General features: G+C 70.6%; 14 protein-coding genes and 1 tRNA gene. 11 read left to right on the top strand and 4 right to left on the bottom strand.

Translation table 11 applies throughout. From position 1 onward, the window contains the following. The gene (locus tag EWV39_RS03700; protein WP_129656910.1) at positions 1-498 is read right to left on the bottom strand and encodes an FHA domain-containing protein FhaB/FipA; all 498 of its coding nucleotides are present in this window, start codon (positions 496-498) and stop codon (positions 1-3) included. After that, the gene (locus EWV39_RS03695; RefSeq protein ID WP_129657373.1) at positions 498-1,451 is read right to left on the bottom strand and encodes an FhaA domain-containing protein; all 954 of its coding nucleotides are present in this window, start codon (positions 1,449-1,451) and stop codon (positions 498-500) included. The genes EWV39_RS03700 and EWV39_RS03695 overlap by 1 nt, the downstream gene beginning before the upstream one ends. A 206-nt stretch (positions 1,452-1,657) precedes the next feature. Here EWV39_RS03695 and EWV39_RS03690 point away from each other — a divergent pair. From EWV39_RS03690 to EWV39_RS03650, 9 genes are all read left to right on the top strand, one after another. Next, a tRNA-Leu gene (locus EWV39_RS03690) sits at positions 1,658-1,744 on the top strand. Positions 1,745-2,163: 419 nt separating this feature from the next. Continuing rightward, positions 2,164-3,510: an ATP-binding protein gene (locus EWV39_RS03685; RefSeq protein ID WP_238147996.1), complete on the top strand. Its 1,347-nt coding sequence runs from the start codon at positions 2,164-2,166 to the stop codon at positions 3,508-3,510. Positions 3,511-3,746: 236 nt separating this feature from the next. Then, positions 3,747-4,862, top strand: a complete 1,116-nt coding sequence (locus EWV39_RS03680) for an alcohol dehydrogenase catalytic domain-containing protein (protein ID WP_129656909.1) — start codon at positions 3,747-3,749, stop codon at positions 4,860-4,862. A gap of 358 nt (positions 4,863-5,220) precedes the next feature. Continuing rightward, a complete protein-coding gene (locus EWV39_RS03675; RefSeq protein WP_129656908.1) occupies positions 5,221-7,038 on the top strand; it encodes a glycoside hydrolase family 15 protein in 1,818 nt (605 codons plus the stop codon). A 136-nt stretch (positions 7,039-7,174) separates the two neighbouring features. Then, on the top strand, positions 7,175-7,843 hold the full coding sequence (locus EWV39_RS03670; RefSeq protein ID WP_238147995.1) for an OBAP family protein: 669 nt from the start codon (positions 7,175-7,177) through the stop codon (positions 7,841-7,843). A gap of 312 nt (positions 7,844-8,155) precedes the next feature. Beyond that, entirely contained in the window at positions 8,156-8,587 is a 432-nt protein-coding gene (locus EWV39_RS03665; protein ID WP_129656906.1) for a hypothetical protein, read from the top strand. Between the two features lie 113 nt (positions 8,588-8,700). Next, on the top strand, positions 8,701-10,419 hold the full coding sequence (ilvD, locus tag EWV39_RS03660) for a dihydroxy-acid dehydratase (RefSeq protein WP_129656905.1): 1,719 nt from the start codon (positions 8,701-8,703) through the stop codon (positions 10,417-10,419). Positions 10,420-10,476: 57 nt separating this feature from the next. Further along, positions 10,477-10,875 carry a serine/threonine protein phosphatase gene (locus EWV39_RS03655; protein ID WP_238147994.1) on the top strand — a complete coding sequence of 133 codons (399 nt, stop codon included), beginning with the start codon at positions 10,477-10,479 and terminating at the stop codon, positions 10,873-10,875. 128 nt (positions 10,876-11,003) lie between these two features. Further along, on the top strand, positions 11,004-13,097 hold the full coding sequence (locus EWV39_RS03650) for a choline/carnitine O-acyltransferase (protein ID WP_129656904.1): 2,094 nt from the start codon (positions 11,004-11,006) through the stop codon (positions 13,095-13,097). Here the strand turns inward: EWV39_RS03650 and EWV39_RS03645 are convergent. Together EWV39_RS03645 and EWV39_RS03640 are read right to left on the bottom strand one after the other, a co-directional pair. Beyond that, a complete protein-coding gene (locus EWV39_RS03645) occupies positions 13,008-13,838 on the bottom strand; it encodes a nucleotidyl transferase AbiEii/AbiGii toxin family protein (protein WP_129656903.1) in 831 nt (276 codons plus the stop codon). The two genes, EWV39_RS03650 and EWV39_RS03645, sit on opposite strands and share 90 nt — an antisense overlap. Beyond that, the gene (locus tag EWV39_RS03640) at positions 13,835-14,377 is read right to left on the bottom strand and encodes a type IV toxin-antitoxin system AbiEi family antitoxin domain-containing protein (protein ID WP_129656902.1); all 543 of its coding nucleotides are present in this window, start codon (positions 14,375-14,377) and stop codon (positions 13,835-13,837) included. Before EWV39_RS03640 ends, EWV39_RS03645 begins: the two co-directional genes overlap by 4 nt. A 134-nt stretch (positions 14,378-14,511) precedes the next feature. Here EWV39_RS03640 and EWV39_RS03635 point away from each other — a divergent pair, with 134 nt between their 5' ends. Together EWV39_RS03635 and EWV39_RS03630 are read left to right on the top strand one after the other, a co-directional pair. Then, positions 14,512-15,201: a GntR family transcriptional regulator gene (locus EWV39_RS03635; protein WP_129656901.1), complete on the top strand. Its 690-nt coding sequence runs from the start codon at positions 14,512-14,514 to the stop codon at positions 15,199-15,201. Beyond that, positions 15,198-16,400: an MFS transporter gene (locus tag EWV39_RS03630; protein ID WP_129656900.1), complete on the top strand. Its 1,203-nt coding sequence runs from the start codon at positions 15,198-15,200 to the stop codon at positions 16,398-16,400. The genes EWV39_RS03635 and EWV39_RS03630 overlap by 4 nt, the downstream gene beginning before the upstream one ends. Positions 16,401-16,475 lie beyond the last annotated feature (75 nt).

Below are 16,475 nucleotides of genomic sequence, written 5' to 3'. Positions count from 1 at the left end.
TCAGGCCCTCAGCTCCATGACGGTGCGGCCGACGCTGAAGGGGGTGCCGGGCTCGACCAGGGTCGCCCGGCTCAGCCGCTCGCCGTGGACGAAGGTGCCGTTGGTGGAGCCGAGGTCCTCGAGGAACCAGCGCGAGCCCTGCGGGAAGAGCCGGGCGTGGTGCCCCGAGCAGTAGTCGTCGTGGAGGGTCAGCGTGCAGTCCTGGGCCCGTCCCAGCAGGACCGGCGTGTCGCCCAGGCGGATGGTGGTGCCGGACTCGGGCCCGTCGACGATGACCAGCTGGCCGGGGCGCTGGGGAGCGCTCGGGGCCTGCTTCTGCTGCCCGCTGGCGGTGCTCTGCGCCGCGCCCCGCCGGCCCCTGCCGGGCAGCGAGTTGAAGCGGAGGATCTGGTTGATGCCCAGATCGCGGCGCTGCGCCGCGAGGATCACGAATACGAAGACCCACAGCAGCGCGAGGAACCCGAAGCGCAACAGGGTCACCGTCAGTTCAGATGCCATCAGCTGCTACTCCTCGGGGCCAGAAGGCGGAAGGTGATCTTGGTGCGCCCCATTGTAATGACCGAACCGTCCACCAGCTCGCGCCGGCCGTTCAGGCGCGTCCCGTCCACCGTCGAGCCGTTGGTCGAGCCGAGGTCCACGGCGAGGTGCACGCCGTCCTGGGTGAGGATCTCCAGGTGGCGCCGGGAGACGCCGGTGTCCTCGATGGTGATGTCTGCCTCGGAGGAGCGGCCCAGGACGATCGAGGCGGCCTGCAGGGAGAACCGCTGGCCGTTGATGTCCAGGACGGGGCGCAGGTCCGCAGCCGGCTCGCGGCGGGCGCCGGAGCCGGGGCGGGCGCGCGGCGTCGTCAGGCGGGAGGAGCCGGTGGGCAGCGAGGTGCTGGAGGCGGCCGCCGCGGCGGCGGGTGCGGCGGAGGGGGCGACGCCGGCCTCGTACCCGGCGGGCTCCCGCAGCCCGCGGTCCTCGCCGCGGGTCCCGGAGCCGGGCGCGTGCGTGGCCTGGTGGGCGATGGGGGAGGAGACCGTCGACGGCGCGGGGGCCTCGGCGCCCTGCCCGGCGCGGCCCCGGGCGGGGTTGCGGGGGGTGCGCTCCTGCGTCGAGATGACCAGGAACTCGCCGGGCCGCAGGTCCTCGGTGCGGGAGCGGGTGAAGGTCACCCGGACCGCGCCGCGCAGGGTGTAGCCCTGGGAGCGGGCGTGCCGGATGGCGACGTCGCACAGCTCCTCGGCGAGGTTCTCCCCCCAGTCCTGGGCGCGCGGGAAGTCGGTCTCCGAGAACTCGATGGTGAAGACGTTGGGGGCCAGGGTGCGGCCCTCGGCGATGACGTAGGACTTGTTGTCCATCTCCGCCCGCAGGCGGCTCGCGAGGTCCACCGGCTCGATCCGGTTCCGGGAGCCCGCGGTGAAGACGCCGCGCACAGCCTTCTCGAGGCCGCGCTCGATGTTGTCCATGAGTCCCAAGGGCTGCCTCCTGTTCTGCGTGCGGGCGTGGACGTGCTCGATCCTAAGGATAGTAGAGGGGGTTTCTGGGAGAGGCATCAATGCGTGGCGGAGGACACGGAGCCGCCGATTAGACAGGCGCGCGACGACGTGGTTATGATTATCAGCGTTGCTTTCCGCGAGCATCGCCGAACGAGGCGGGCGAGCGGAGTCCACTTGCGCGAGTGGCGGAATAGGCAGACGCGCACGGTTCAGGTCCGTGTGCCCGAGAGGGCGTGGGGGTTCAACTCCCCCCTCGCGCACCAAGGAAACTCCCCGGCCAGGGTTCTGGCCGGGGAGTTTTTTCGTTGTATAGATCTTCCCGGAACTTCCCAGGAGCGCGCGCCGTTTTCCTGCGGTGGTAGTCGAAGGGGGCGCGGATCTCGATAAGCCTTCGAGGGGCGGTCGATCTTGCGTAGCGACGCTGAGGCGGGTGCCAAGGTGTCCGAGGGGACAAACTGTTATTCAAACTGATATTCACAGTGAGGTTTTCGCAGTTTCAGTAGTACTCTGACGGCATGAGCTGGGATGAGGAACATCTGCAGTCGGTCCTCGCCGATATGCGGGCCCGTCGAGGGGACACCACTTCCATCGAGGTGAAACGAGCGGCTGGGGGTCTTCCCCGGCTGGCTGACACGCTCTGCGCCTTCGCCAACATGCCCAATGGGGCACTGTCATTCTGGGCGTGGACGAAGCCTCGGGAAACTTCGAACCGATTGGCATCGAGGACTTCGCCGAGATGGAGGCGGGGCTCGTCGCCATGGCCAGGTCGTCCGTCTCGCCATCCCCACAGATCGAGTGCCAGCGCTTCGTCTTGGGGAAGGCTGACGTTCTGGTTGCTCATGTAACGCCGTTGCGCATGATGGACAGACCTGCGGCAGTGGGCGGTAAGTCGTACCTTCGACAGTCTGACGGCGACTATGTCATGCAGGAGCACGAGATCCGCATGATCGAAGTCGCCAAACTGCACGCGGATGAACAGGTTGACTATGATCTACAGCCGGCTCGCGGCCGATCTGAGGCGGATCTGGTGCCCGAGCTGGTCTCTTCGTACCTGGGGACCGCCCGAGATCGGGACGCCCGCCTGCGCCAATACGGTGATTCGGACATCCTCCGTATGACCAGTGTGCTCACCGCACAGGGCGAGCCGAGTCTTGCGGGTCTCTACGCCCTCGGAGCATACCCACAGGGACATTACCCGGGGCTGACTGTGACAGCGGCCGTGCAGCTGCAAGGTGGGGAAGGCCTCGCCCGTAGTAGAAATCTTGAGGATTTCACGGGGCCAGTGCCCGTCCTGCTTGAGGAGATCATGGACTGGGTTCGGCAGAACCTCGGAACCCTTCAGCGTTACCGCGATGATGGACACTTGGAGTCGCTGACCGAATTGCCCCTGCATGCTGTTCGAGAGCTCATCGCGAACGCGCTCGTTCACAGAGACCTCGGGCCGAATACCCTGGGCATGGGCAAGGGGATTCAGCTTCGTCTGACGCCCCGGAACCTGATGATCCTGAGTCCTGGTGGGTTGCGTGGAGTGTCGCTATCCCAGCTCGAAAGCGATGATCATGCACAGGCCGCGGTCAATCAGAGGTTGTACCAGATGGCGAAGAAGCTGAAGACGCCGGATGGGGCCTCGATCATCGAGGGAGAGGGCGGCGGTCTGAGGGAGGTGTTCAGGGCCGCGCAGGCTCACCAGCTGCCGCGACCGCAGCTGGTCGATACCGGCGTTCAGTTCAAAGCCCTGCTCTGGCGGCCCGTAGAGCCTGCGCTGTCCACTCCGGTGATGTCCGAACCTGGCCCCAGCGACACTGAGGATGAGATCGTCCCGAAGAGCTCTGCCCCGACGGTCCATGAAGAGCGGATACTGGCAACGCTCCGGGACCATGGCCCTATAGCTCTCAAGGATCTTGCTGCCCGGACAGGGCTGAACTCCGGTCAAGTTCGCTATGCTCTGGCGTTGCCCCTTGCCGAGGGCGTCGTGGCGATGAGCGGCGGCCAGGGCCACAGGAGCACTCTTTACCGTTTAGGCCTGTAACTCCGGGGACACACCTCAGAAGTGACAACGACAGCGTCAGTTTTAAGAGTATGAGTATGACTTTGGCGTGAGCCTGAAGAGCAAGATTCTTCTACCTCAGGGAGCTGGCCAGGAGCTTATCGCGTGTCGGTCCCCTCCGCTCGGGATGTCTACCCGCCTCGTCCGGCATCCGGACGAGGCATAGGCTGGACGGACGACATAACCAGACCCCCAGAGCCTCCCGGAAGGAGCGCGCCGTGAAGATCCGCGCAGCCGTCCTCACCACCATGGAAGCCGAGCGCCCTTTCGCCGACTCCGCGCCCCTGAGCATCGAGGAGCTCGAGCTGGACCCGCCGCAGGACGGCGAGGTCCTCCTCCGGATGACGGCGGCCGGCGTCTGCCACTCGGACCTGTCCGTGGTGGACGGGAACCGGCCCCGCCCGCTGCCGATGGCGCTCGGGCACGAGGGTGCCGGCGTCGTCGAGAAGGTGGGCCCCGGCGTCGAGGGGCTGGAGGTCGGCGACCACGTGGTGACCGTGTTCCTCCCGCGCTGCGGCGAGTGCGAGAACTGCAGGACCGACGGCAAGCTGCCCTGCTCGCGCGGCACCGAGTCCAACAACGCCGGGTACCTGCCGGGCGGCGGCGAGAGGATCCGCCTGCACCGGCCCGACGGCTCCGACGTGCTGCACCACCTGGGCGTCTCGGCCTTCGCGACCCACGCCGTGGTGAACCAGGCCAGCGTGGTCAGGATCGGCGAGGACGTTCCCCCGGAGGTGGCGGCTCCCCTGGGCTGCGCCGTGCTCACCGGTGGTGGCGCCGTCGTCAACGCCGGGCAGCCCGAGGAGGGCGACTCGATCATGGTGGTGGGGCTGGGCGGCGTCGGCATCGCGGCGCTGCTGACCGCCGTCGGACTCGGGAAGGGGAGGGTCATCGGCGTGGACGCGCAGGAGGAGAAGCTCTCCCGGGCCCGCGAGCTCGGGGCCGACGAGGCGTACACCCCCGCGCAGGTGGCCGAGCAGGGGAGCAGGGCGGACCTGGTGATCGAGGCCGCCGGGCACCCCAGGGCCTTCGAGACCGCCTTCGAGGCGACGGCGGTGGGCGGGAGGACCGTGACCGTCGGCCTGCCGAGCCCCGACGCCGAGTCCGTGATCCACCCGGTGGTCCTGACCTCCGAGGCGCGGACTGTGGTGGGGAGCTACCTGGGCTCGGCGGTGCCCTCGCGGGACATCCCCCGGTACGAGGACCTGTGGCGCAGGGGCGAGCTCGCGGTGGAGGAGCTGGTCTCCTCGACGATCACCCTGGACCAGATCAACGAGGCGATGGACGCGCTCGCGGACGCTCGGGTCGTGCGGCAGGTGATCGTCTTCGAGTGAGGGGCGGGTGTCTCGGCGAGGGCGCCTTCTCAAGGGATCCGCTGGATTCCCGCCCGTGCGGAAGCTCGTGCTCGCAGCCCCTCCGGGGGATGGGATCGAACAGTACTACAGCACCCTTCCAGGGCCTTCTATCGGGCGCCCGGGATCGCTCACCGCGCATACCGTGACGGCCTATTGCGCGTGATTCGCGGGCGGTGGCGCGGGCCTGACATGTCCTCTCGTAGAGTCTGACGGGAGCCGCTGAGCAGGGGGTCGAGTACGGGCCAGCCCTCCGGCCGCGCTCTCTGAGCCCCCCGGAGACGACTAAGAGAACGCCCGCAGGCCGCGGAGCCCCGCAGGACGTGGAGAGAGGTTCCCCATGAACACATCGACGACGCCGAGCAACGAACGCCCGCTGCGGGACTACGCGGCGATCGGGGACGGCCAGACCGTGGCGCTGATCAGCCGCGGCGGCGACATCGACTGGCTGCCGCTGCCGACGCTGGAGGGCAAGCCCGTCTTCGCCGGCATCCTGGACCCGGAGTACGGGGGAGAGCTCTCCCTGGCCCCGGCCGGCGAGCTCTCGGCCAGCCGGGAGTACGTCCCCGGCACCAACGTCCTGCAGACCACCTACACCACCTCCACCGGCACGGCGCGGGTCACCGACTCGATGAACCTGGACATCGGCGGGCAGCTGCCGTGGGTCGAGCTCGCCCGCCGGGTCGAGGGGCTCACCGGCGAGGTGGACTTCACCTGGACGGTGGCGCCCGGCACGGCGCTCGGCTCCTCCTCCCCGTGGGTGGACCTCGTCGGCGACCGGGAGGTCCTGCGCTGCGACGGCGTCAGCATCGCCCTCACCGGCCTCGAGCACGGCCCGCAGCCGGTGGACGAGAAGGCCCTGCACGACGTCGCCCTGCGCGGAGAGCTGCGCACCTCGCCCGGCTCGGAGCACCTGCTGGTCCTCACCGCCACGGAGCACGAGCCCCTCTACGTCGCCGACCCAGAGATCGTCCAGCGCCGCTGCATCGAGGGCACCCTCGGCACCTGGCGGGAGTGGTCCGAGGAGTTCACCTACCACGGGCCGTGGGCCGACGCCGTCAAGCGCAGCGCCCTGACCTTGAAGCTGCTCATCTACGGCCCCACCGGCGCCGTGGCCGCCGCCGCGACGACCTCCCTGCCCGAGAGCTCCGCCGGCGGCAAGAACTGGGACTACCGCTACGCCTGGGTGAGGGACCTGGCCTACACGGTCAAGGCCCTCGACGGCTTCGGCCTGCGCGGGGAGACGCACGCGGCGATCTCCTGGATCCTGCGGACCGTCCGGGAGCGCGGCCCCGAGGTCGAGGTCATGTACAGCCTCCACGGCGGCACGTGCCTGGACCAGGTGGAGCAGGACGCCCCGGGTTGGCGCGGCATCGGCCCGGTGGTCACCGGCAACCGGGCCCAGGGCCAGCTGCAGCTGGGGGTCTACGGCGATCTCCTCTCCATCGCCCGCACCTACGTCGAGGGCGGCCACGTGCTCGACATCGAGACCGGGCGCCTGCTCGCCTCGATCGCCGACCAGGTCTGCGACCTCTGGCACCGGCCCGACGCCGGGATGTGGGAGCTGCCGGAGGAGCATCACTACACCTCCTCCAAGATGGGCTGCTGGCAGGCCCTGCAGGACGCCTCCTACCTGGCGGAGAACGGCCACATCCCCGGTCCGGTCCACCGCTGGGACAGCGAGCGGGGCCGCATCCGCGCGTGGGTGGAGAGCAACTGCTGGTCCGAGCGGCGGCAGGCCTACGTGATGCACCCGGACACGGAGGCGCTGGACGTCTCGGTCCTCCTCCACGCCCGCAGCGGGTTCGACCGCTCGCAGCGGATGTCCTCGACGATCGACGCGATCACCGAGGAGCTCGGCGCCGGACCGCTCCTCTACCGCTACTCGGGGATGCAGGAGGAAGAGCACACCTTCGTGGCGTGCGCCTTCTGGCGGGTGGCGGCCCTGACCGAGGTCGGCCGGCTGAAGGAGGCGGAAGAGGCGATGGAGGAGCTGGTGGCGGCGACCAACGACGTCGGGCTCCTCGCGGAGATGATCTCGGCCGAGGACGGCGGCTTCTGGGGGAACCTGCCCCAGGGGCTGAGCCACCTCGCCCTCATCCAGGCGGCGCTGACGGTCCGGGCGGCGCGCGAGGCGGGAACGGAGGACGCCTCCTGATCAGCCCCTCCCAGGGGTTCAACCCCGGACTCTCCCCGCGTAGGGTGAGGTGATGGAACCAGTTGACTTCAGAAACTTCGGAACCGGTCTCGCCGTAGGGATCGGAGCGACGGCCGCGGCGCTTGTGGGGCGCACCGTGGCGAGGACCGCGCGGGCGAGCAGGGGCCACCCCTGGAAGCACCGGGTGCTGGACCTGGGCTCGACGCTGCTGCAGCGGAAGTACCCGCTGGGTGCCATGAGCACCTACCTCGACGGCCTGCACATGTACGCCGACGAGACGGGGCGGCAGGTCCAGGCCTCGCACTTCTGTATCCACCTGCGGCACGACCTCCACCAGTGCGTGATCTTCGACCGGAACGCGCCCGACGCCCGCCTGATCGGCATCGAGTACATCATCAGCGAGGAGCGGTTCCGCAGCCTTCCCGAGGAGGAGAAGCGGCTCTGGCACAGCCACCACTACGAGATCAAGTCCGGGCTCCTCACCGCCCCGGGCGTGCCGGAGATCGCCGAGCACGCGTACTTCGAGGACCTGGTGAAGACCTACGGCAAGACCTTCCACACCTGGCAGTACGACCTCGACGACTTCCCGTACGGCATCCCGCAGCTGATGATGGGCTTCACCGAGGACGGCCAGGCCCGCGAGGAGCTCGTGCGGGAGCGGGACCGCAGGGTCGGGGTCTCGACGCCGCGCAACCGCGAGCGGCGCGCCGACATCCCCACCCCCGACGTCGCGCCCGGGGCGAACTCCTGGGAGAGCGGCCGCGTCGTGCAGACCACGCTGCGGGAGACCGACGTCGAGCGGTAAGATCCGCCGGGAGCCTCCGACGCCGTGCTGCTTACGGCGGAGCCGGGCCTCGCGCGGTCCTCGCTCCGGACGGCGGCTGCGGTACGATCCCTTGGCTTGGCTTGGCTTGGCTTGGCTTGGCTTGGCTTGGCTTGGCTCGGCTTGGCTTGGCTCGGCAACGCCGTGAGCACTCCCAGTACCCCTGGCCTGGGCCTTCGCCTGAAAATGGGGTAGCGTCTTGAGGTGTACCGTCTGGACGGTACTCTTTTCAGGAGTCATGTCCGGATGGGACTGAAGCTCGAAGCCGTTTCTTGTGGTGGAAAGTGGAAAATCATGCGCGTCGTGGTGTTCGGTGATGCTCGGCATCTGCTGGGTCCGTGGGACCGTGAGATCGATGCGGTCGAGGAGGAGGGGACCTTCTCCCTCGCGGTGTACCGCATCCCGGATCGGGAGGGGATCCTCGCCTACTCCCGGTTCCGCAGGCGTCTGCTGGACGAGGTGAGGGAGGCGCTGCTCGAGCAGCGCACCGACGTCCTGATCCTCGTGGTGGACGCCGTGGGCTGCCGGCGCGAGGAGCGGCTGCGGGGCGTGCTGCGCGACGTCGTCAACCAGCTCTCCTACGACGTCGTGGTGCTGCCGGTGAACAGCGAGATGGTCATCAAGTCCACGGTCATCCTCCACGAGAACCAGCGGCAGGCCGTGCGGGACTCGGTGGCCAGGAGGCGCTCCCGCCGGGGCATGCGCACCGCCGAGCCCTTCCTGTGACGGCGTCCTCGCGGGGCGAGGAGATGCTGCTGCGGCGTCCTCGCGAGACGGCGAGGCCCCGGCGCGCCGGGGACGTGATGTGCACGACGTCGTTCCGGTCATAGACTGCATGCATGAGCAGCAATCCTGAGGTGAAGCCCGGAGTGGACATCAAGCCGCGGTCGCGCGACGTGACCGACGGCCTCGAGCGGGCGGCCGCGCGCGGCATGCTCCGCGCCGTCGGCATGGGGGACGAGGACTGGGGGAAGCCGCAGATCGGCGTCGCCTCCTCCTGGAACGAGATCACCCCCTGCAACCTCACCCTGGAGAAGCTCGCGGGCTTCGCCAAGGAGGGCGTGCACGCGGCCGGCGGCTACCCGCTGGAGTTCGGCACGATCTCCGTCTCCGACGGCATCTCGATGGGTCACGAGGGCATGCACTACTCGCTGGTCAGCCGCGAGGTCATCACCGACTCGGTGGAGACCGTCTTCGGCGCCGAGCGGCTGGACGGCTCGGTGCTCATGGCCGGCTGCGACAAGTCGATCCCGGGCATGCTCATGGCCGCCGCCCGCCTGGGCCTGTCCAGCGTGTTCCTCTACAACGGCTCGATCATGCCGGGCACCGCCAAGCTCTCCGACGGCAGCGAGCGCGAGGTGACCCTGATCGACGCCTTCGAGGCGGTCGGGGCCTGCCGCGCCGGGAAGATGACCGAGGCCGACGTCGACGCCATCGAGCGCGCCGTGTGCCCCGGCGAGGGCGCGTGCGGCGGCATGTACACCGCCAACACCATGGCCTCGGCGGCCGAGGCGATGGGCATGTCCCTGCCCGGCTCCGCCGCGCCGCCGGCGATCCACCGCAACCGCACGCTCTTCGCCCGGCAGTCCGGCGAGGCCGTGGTCAACTTGCTGCGCCGGGGGATCACCACCCGGGACATCATCACCTACGAGTCGCTGTGCAACGCGATCGCGGTGGTCATGGCCTTCGGCGGGTCCACCAACGCGGTGCTGCACCTGATGGCGATCGCACACGAGGCCGGCGTCGACCTTACCCTCGACGACTTCAACAAGATCGGGGACAAGGTCCCGCACCTGGGCAACGTCAAGCCCTTCGGGCAGTACGTCATGAACGACGTCTTCAAGATCGGCGGCGTGCCCGTGGTCATGAAGGCCCTGCTCGACGCCGGCCTCCTCGAGGGCGACTGCATGACCGTGACCGGCCGGACCGTCGCGGAGAACCTCGCCGACATCAACCCGCCGGACCCGGACGGGAAGATCCTCCGTGCCCTGAACGACCCGATCCACCCCACCGGCGGGCTCACGGTGCTGAAGGGGACGCTCGCCCCCGACGGCGCGGTGGTGAAGTCCGCGGGCTTCGACGCCGACGTCTTCGAGGGGACCGCCCGGGTCTTCGACCAGGAGCAGCCGGCGATGGACGCGGTGCTGAACGGGGAGCTGAAGAAGGGCGACGTCGTCGTCATCCGGTACGAGGGGCCCAAGGGCGGGCCGGGGATGCGGGAGATGCTCGCGATCACCGGCGCGATCAAGGGCGCCGGGATCGGCAAGGACGTCCTGCTCATCACCGACGGGCGGTTCTCCGGCGGCTCGACCGGGCTGTGCATCGGGCACGTGGCGCCCGAGGCCGTGGACGGCGGTCCCATCGCCTTCGTGAAGGACGGGGACCCCATCCGGGTGGACATCGCCGGGCGGACGATCGACGTCGAGATCCCCGAGGAGGAGATGGCCCGGCGGAAGGCGGAGTGGGCGATCCCGGAGAACCCGCGCCTGCACGGGGTGCTGGGCAAGTTCGCGAAGCTCGTGCGCTCGGCTGCGGTGGGGGCTGTGACCAACTACTGAGCGGCGGGCGCCTCGCCGGTGCCGTCCCGTCGATCCGTCTCCTGCTAGGTTGCAACCATGAAGCACGCTACGCCGGACGGCCCCACCCTGACGGAGATGACCACCGTCTTCGACCACCTGCGCTCCGAGGACCGCGAGCACGTGGGCTACATCGGCATGACCGAGGGCGGCGGCTTCGTCCCCTTCGACCGCCTGCACCGGCGCCGCGGCGAGCCCTCGGACCTCGACGCGGCCGAGCGGACTCTCGACGAGGTGGGGTTGGGCTTCCTGGCCCAGAGCTGGCGGCTCCGGCTCGAGGACGGGAGAGAGGTCGCCGTCGGCATCGTGGAGGTCCGCCGAGACGACGTCGTCGTCACGCGCGTCCTGGAGGATGCTGAGGCCGGCGTGGCCAAGGTCCTCGACCTCACCCGGCGGGTCGCCCTGCCGCTGCCGACGGACCGGCTCATCCCCGCCTGAGGTGCAGAAGCGTGCCGGCAGCCGTTCCCCTCCGATCCCGCGTCCCGGTCACATGGTGACGCAAGACACGCGCAGCGCCGTCCGATCCGGCAGAATGGGCAGCAACTCGTCCTGTCGAAAGGATCGCCATGACCCCCGCGCCCCTGCCGGTCCCCGGCCTCGACGAGACCCTCGGCCGATTCCTCCGCGCCGCCTCCGCGATCGTGGACGAGGAGACCCTGGAACGCTCCCGGCGGGCCGCCGAGGAATTCCGGCGCGGTCGCGGCGTCGAGCTCCAGGAGGCCCTCGAGGTCTTCGCCCGCCGGGAGGACGACGCCGGCCGCAGCTGGCTCTCGGAGGCGTGGCTCGCCGCGTACATGGAGGACCGCGGACCGCTCACGCTGGGCGGCAACGTCTCCTTCCAGCTCAACATCGGGAGCGAGACGTGCGGCGTCGAGCGCGCCGCCGAGATCGTGCACCGGGCCGCCGTCGTGCACCTGGAGCAGGCCGCCGGGCGGACCGTCCCGGAGGTCGACGCCCGCGGCACCGAGCTCTCCCGGGAGCAATGGGCGGCGCTCAACGGCGGGGTCCGGCACCCGCGGGCCGGCCGGGACGTCTTCCTGTCCTGCGAGCTCGGCGCCGCCCGCCGCGAGATCGGGGTCCTGCACCGCGGCCGCCTCCACGTCCTGGCGATCAGCGACGACGCCGGCCTGCCACCGGGCCCCCGGCTTCTGGCGGACGGGCTGCGGCGGGTCCTCGCGGTGGGGGCGGCTCCGGCCCCTTCTGAGCCGGACGCGGCCGGCGAGGGCCCGGGGGAGTCGGCGGCCGCTGCCGTGGATCCCGATCCGGTGGGCGTCACCGAGGAACCCGATCCGGCGGCCGCCACCGAGGAACCCGGGATGGGCTTCGCGGACCTCTCCTACCTGGGCAGCGGCGAGCTCGCCGCCCCGCTGGAGCGCATCCTCTCCGACCCCTCCAACGCCCGGACCTACCAGCGGCTCGCGGACCTGCTCTTCACGGTCTCCCTGGAGGACGGGGCCGCCGCGGCCTCGGAGCACCTGCGGGCGCTGGCCTTCGACCCCGGCCGGGTGTGGGCGGCCAAGCCGATCAGCTACGAGGTCGGCCTCCGGGACGACTGGGCCTGCCTGCACGCCGAGCACTCCACCATCGACGGCGCGACGCTGGTGGAGCTCGTCCGCCGCATGCAGGAGGTGGAGCTGCCGGGGCCGGACGACGACGCGGCCTCGTCCGCCGGCCTCGCCTCGCCCTCCGACGTGGTCCAACCCGTCGACGCCGACCTGCCTGACGGCGTCGTCCTGCTCCCCGGCGCCACCCAGCCCGCCGAGCCGGCGGAGCTCCTCTGGCGCCTGGACCCGGCCATCCGCCGGGAACTGCGGCGAAGCCTGGAGGAGTACCGACGACGCGCCCATCGGCTGCGCGTCGAGCTGGTCCGGGTGCCGCGCGTCCCGCAGGAGCGGCTGCCCTTCCCGATGAGCGCCGACGCGCTGCAGCAGCTCGTCATGGTCCTCGCCCAGCTGCTCGCCTTCGGACGGCTGCGTAGCGTGTACGAGTCGGTGGACATGCGCGCCTTCCAGGCCGGGCGGACCGAGTGCCTGCGCCCCGTCACGCCCGAGGCGGCCTCCTTCGCCCGGGCCCTGCTGGAGGGGCGGGCGGGGCGTGAGGATCTCGTCGCCGCGCTGGAGGCCCATCGGGGGTGGATCAAGGCGTGCAAGACCGGCCGCGGCGTCGACCGGCACCTCGGCGGCCTGGAGGCGACCTCGCGGCGGCTCGACGTCGAGGACCCCTTCTTCGACGACGAGGCCCTCGCCCTGCTGCGCGCCGACTTCCTCTCCACGACCTCGCTGGGCACCTGCGCCCAGATCATCCGCTACGCCTTCGCGCCCAGCGTCCCCGGCGGATTCGGCGTCAGCTACACGCAGTACCCCGAGTGCTTCGAGTACTGCGTGACCTACGACGCGGAGGAGGCCGAGCGGCCCGGCCCCTTCATGGAGGGCCTCGCGGAGGGGGGGCCGGCTGCTCCGGGAGTTCCTGGCGGGGCTGGGGGAGGGGGACGTTTCGGACCGTGGGTGACAAGGCCTGGGAGGAAGCCGGGAGCCGATGGGAGGGGCGGGCCGTGCCGCGGAAGCCGGAGTTCAGCTCCCCGCCGCCGTGATGTGCCGGACGAACTCGTTGACCCACTCCACGGCTTCCTCGAGGACGGGCAGCACGTCGAGGCCTTCTGAGGCCTCTGCATAGAGAGAGCCCCACCCCTCGCCGGCGCTGATCACCGGAGGCCATGCCTGCCGTCGTCGGTAGTCGAAGAGCCGCGAGCACGTCACCGCCACCTGCGCGGCGTCGAGGTCCTCGCCCTTCTCGAGGATCTGGAGATCGACGAGGTCGCGCGCGCGTTCGCTTCCCGTCTCCGAGAGGGCGTGGAGCTTCTGCGCGACTTGGTGGTCGGTGCGCATCACAGGCACGGGCTTCGGCGCTTCGAGCCCCACCTCGGTGAAGAGCCTGGTGAGATCGGCGGCGATGCGGTGCTCCGGCTCCGCCGCATCGTTGATCTCGTTGTGCCCCAGCTCGAACCTCACCGTGCACCATGCTCGACCTCGGTAGTCGAGCTTCACCTCGAACGGCCGCATCACGTACGCCGGCGGCACCGCCATCGGTCGTGGGGCCGCCTTCTCGACCAGTCTCCCGGTGAAACCCGCCCATCCGGCGGCGAGAGACTCCTCGAAGGCGCTGCGGAATCGGGTCAGCGGCTGGATCATCGCGGCGTCGAGATCCCGGGTGAACCGTGTTCCACGGCCGTAGCGCAGCGCCATCGCGCTGCCGCCTTTGACCGCGCCCTCGGGCAGCATCTGGCCCACCACGACCAGCGCCATCCCCACCCGACGACGCAGCGCGAGGCCGTCGCTGCCCTCCAGGTTCCGTATGCGCTGCTCCAGGGAGCGGACGTTCGGCGGCGCCCCGGCGTAGCTCATGGCCGAAGCTCCCTTCTCACCCGGTGCCATTCGGCCGTGGTCAGCAGTCCCTCGTCGCGGGCCTGCCGGGCGGCGTCCAGGAGGCGCTCCGCCTCGATGCGTCCACGGCACTCGAGGATGGCCTCGGCGACAGGCTGGGATTCCAGGCCTTCGTAGAACGTCGTGTGGGCCTCACCCTTCACCTGGGTCAGTTCGAGGAACGCCGGAAGCTTCGGGCGCGTACGGCGGCGCACGGCCACCGTGATCCGCCGCGGATTCACGTCGGCGAGCGCGAAGAGAGCGAGCACCGATTCACCGTGGAGGTACGCTCCCTCGCCGGCGCGCAGGAGCGCCTCGGCGAACTGGTCGTAAGCGCTCACGGGGACGTCCGGCACCCGGTACAGCCCGTATGCGACGTTCTCCAGGCCGCCGCGGGCCGCCAGCTTGGGCAGCTCGACCGCGGGCACCCCCGCTTCGGCCGCTTCCTTCGTCGTGACGTACCCGTAGTGATCGAGCGCGATCTCACGCACGAGCTGTCGATATCTCGTCTCAGCAGCCATGTCATAACTATACCGAAAACGGTAGCGTCGTGACTGGCGTGGCCCTGAAGCCCGCCCCACTGGGCGGGATCTATCGAGGGCGGGTGAATCGCGCCGAGTTCCCTTCCATAGCCTCATGATGTATACATAGATGCATGCATCAAGAAGACACGGGCCCTCTCATCGGCCTGCCCTGGTCCGGGGAGGAGCGGCCCCGCTCCATCGCGGACCGCCTCGCCCGCGCCGTCGCCCAGCGGATCGTCCGCGGCGAGCTGGAGGCCGGCGCCCTGCTCACCGAGGCCGAGGTCGCGGCGGCGCACGGCGTCAGCAGGACCCCCGCCCGGGAGGCGATGCTCCAGCTGGAGGGCTGGGGCCTGGTCTCCATCGCCCCCAAGAAGGGCGCCTCGGTCACCGTTCCCACGGCCCGCGAGCGCCGCGAGCTGCTGGACCTGCGCTCCATGCTGGAGACCCACGAGGTCCGCCGCGTGGCCGACGATGCCGCGGCCCGCGCCGCCCTGGCCTGCCGGCTGCGCGAGGTCCTCGCCCGCCAGCGGGAGGAGCTCGGCGACCCCGCCGCCTTCGCGATGCAGGACTACGCCTTCCACGCCGCCATCATGCACCACGGCGGGAGCCGTGCGGTCGAGGAGATCGCCGGCGTCTTCGGCCCGCGGCTGGTGCGCCTGACCAACCTCGCCGTCGCCTCCTCGGCCGGCCGGCTGCAGACCTTCGTGGACGAGCACGCGGCGCTGGCCGAGGCGGTGGAGGCCGGCGACGTCGTCCGCTTCGAGGCCCTCATCGACCCGCACATGGCCTCCGGGCACCGCGGGTACGAGGTCGCGCAGTGAGCGGCGCGCGCACCGACCGCAGCTGGCTCCTGGCGGTGCCCTCCGTCTTCCTGCTGGCCTGGGGCGGCAACCACTTCACCCCGCTGCTGCACCTGTACGAGACCGTCGGCGGGTACGAGCCGTGGCAGGCGAACCTGCTGCTCGGGATGTATGTGTTCGGCCTCATCCCCGGCCTGCTGGTCGCGGCGGCGCTGTCCGACCGGCACGGGCGGCGCTCGGTCACCCTCGCCGGGATGCTGATCGCGATGGCCGGCAGCGTGATCCTGGCGTGCAGCATGCACTCGTTCATCCTGCTGTGCGTGGGCCGGCTGATGGCCGGCGTCGGCGTCGGCGTGGGGATGTCGGTGGGCTCCAGCTGGATCAAGGAGCTCTCGCTCCCGCCCTGGGACCGGAAGGCGGGGATCACCGCGGGGGCGCGGCGGTCCTCGCTCACGCTGACCGTGGGGTTCGCGCTGGGCGCCGGGGTGACCGGGGCCGTGGCCCAGTGGGCGCCGTGGCCGGGGCAGTCGCCCTATGCGGTGCACCTTCTGCTGAGCCTGGTGGCGCTGGCGCTCCTGCTCAAGGCGCCCGAGGGGCTGCCGAGGGAGCGGCGGGCCCAGGGGGCGTGGTGGCGGGATCTGCGGGCGCCCTCGGTCGGCAAGCCCGCGTTCCGGTGGGTCATCGTGCCGGCCGCGCCGTGGATCTTCGCCGCGGCCGGCGTCGCGTACGCGGTGATGCCCGCCGTCGTCGAGTCGAGGATCGGCTCGTGGACGACGCTGTACGCCACCGCGCTGACGGTGGTGACGCTGGGCATCGGCGCCGTCGCCCAGACGACCGTGGGCTACCTGAACCGGCTGACGGGCGGGCGCGCGCTGTTCCTCGGCCTCGGCGGGATGGTGCTCGGCATGGGGCTGGCGGCGTGGGCCGCGCTGATCGCCAGCCCGGTGCTGGCCTTCGTGGTCGCCGTCGTGCTGGGGATCTCCTTCGGCGTGTGCCTGGTGGCGGGGCTGCTCATCGTCCAGGGCATGGCGGAGCCCGGGGAGCTCGCGGGGGTCACCGGGGTCTACTACTCGCTCGGGTACGCGGGGTTCCTGCTCCCGACGCTGCTGGCGGCGCTGACGCCCGGGGTCACCTACCCTGCCGCGCTCGTCGTCGTCGCGGGGGTGTGCGTGATCTCGCTGGCCGTCGTGGCGGTCTCCTTCCGGCGGGTCCGGGGCTGAGGGGCGCGGCCGGGTCCGCGAGCCGGTCGCCCGGATAGGCTCGTGCGAGGACCGCCCCGGCGCCGGCCCCTCGGG

The sequence above is a fragment of the Rothia halotolerans genome (assembly GCF_004136635.1).
In the GTDB taxonomy this organism is placed as follows: domain Bacteria; phylum Actinomycetota; class Actinomycetes; order Actinomycetales; family Micrococcaceae; genus Rothia; species Rothia halotolerans.
Note: the sequence above shows the minus strand (reverse complement) of the source record. Positions and strands in the feature narration are given on the sequence as shown.

Coding starts and splice junctions, on each gene's coding strand:
- EWV39_RS03700 (WP_129656910.1), bottom strand. CDS start 498: ATGGCATCTGAACTGACGGTGACCCTGTTGCGCTTCGGGTTCCTCGCG.
- EWV39_RS03695 (WP_129657373.1), bottom strand. CDS start 1,451: ATGGACAACATCGAGCGCGGCCTCGAGAAGGCTGTGCGCGGCGTCTTC.
- EWV39_RS03675 (WP_129656908.1), top strand. CDS start 5,221: ATGAACACATCGACGACGCCGAGCAACGAACGCCCGCTGCGGGACTAC.
- EWV39_RS03665 (WP_129656906.1), top strand. CDS start 8,156: ATGCGCGTCGTGGTGTTCGGTGATGCTCGGCATCTGCTGGGTCCGTGG.
- ilvD (WP_129656905.1), top strand. CDS start 8,701: ATGAGCAGCAATCCTGAGGTGAAGCCCGGAGTGGACATCAAGCCGCGG.
- EWV39_RS03655 (WP_238147994.1), top strand. CDS start 10,477: ATGAAGCACGCTACGCCGGACGGCCCCACCCTGACGGAGATGACCACC.
- EWV39_RS03650 (WP_129656904.1), top strand. CDS start 11,004: ATGACCCCCGCGCCCCTGCCGGTCCCCGGCCTCGACGAGACCCTCGGC.
- EWV39_RS03645 (WP_129656903.1), bottom strand. CDS start 13,838: ATGAGCTACGCCGGGGCGCCGCCGAACGTCCGCTCCCTGGAGCAGCGC.
- EWV39_RS03640 (WP_129656902.1), bottom strand. CDS start 14,377: ATGGCTGCTGAGACGAGATATCGACAGCTCGTGCGTGAGATCGCGCTC.
- EWV39_RS03635 (WP_129656901.1), top strand. CDS start 14,512: ATGCATCAAGAAGACACGGGCCCTCTCATCGGCCTGCCCTGGTCCGGG.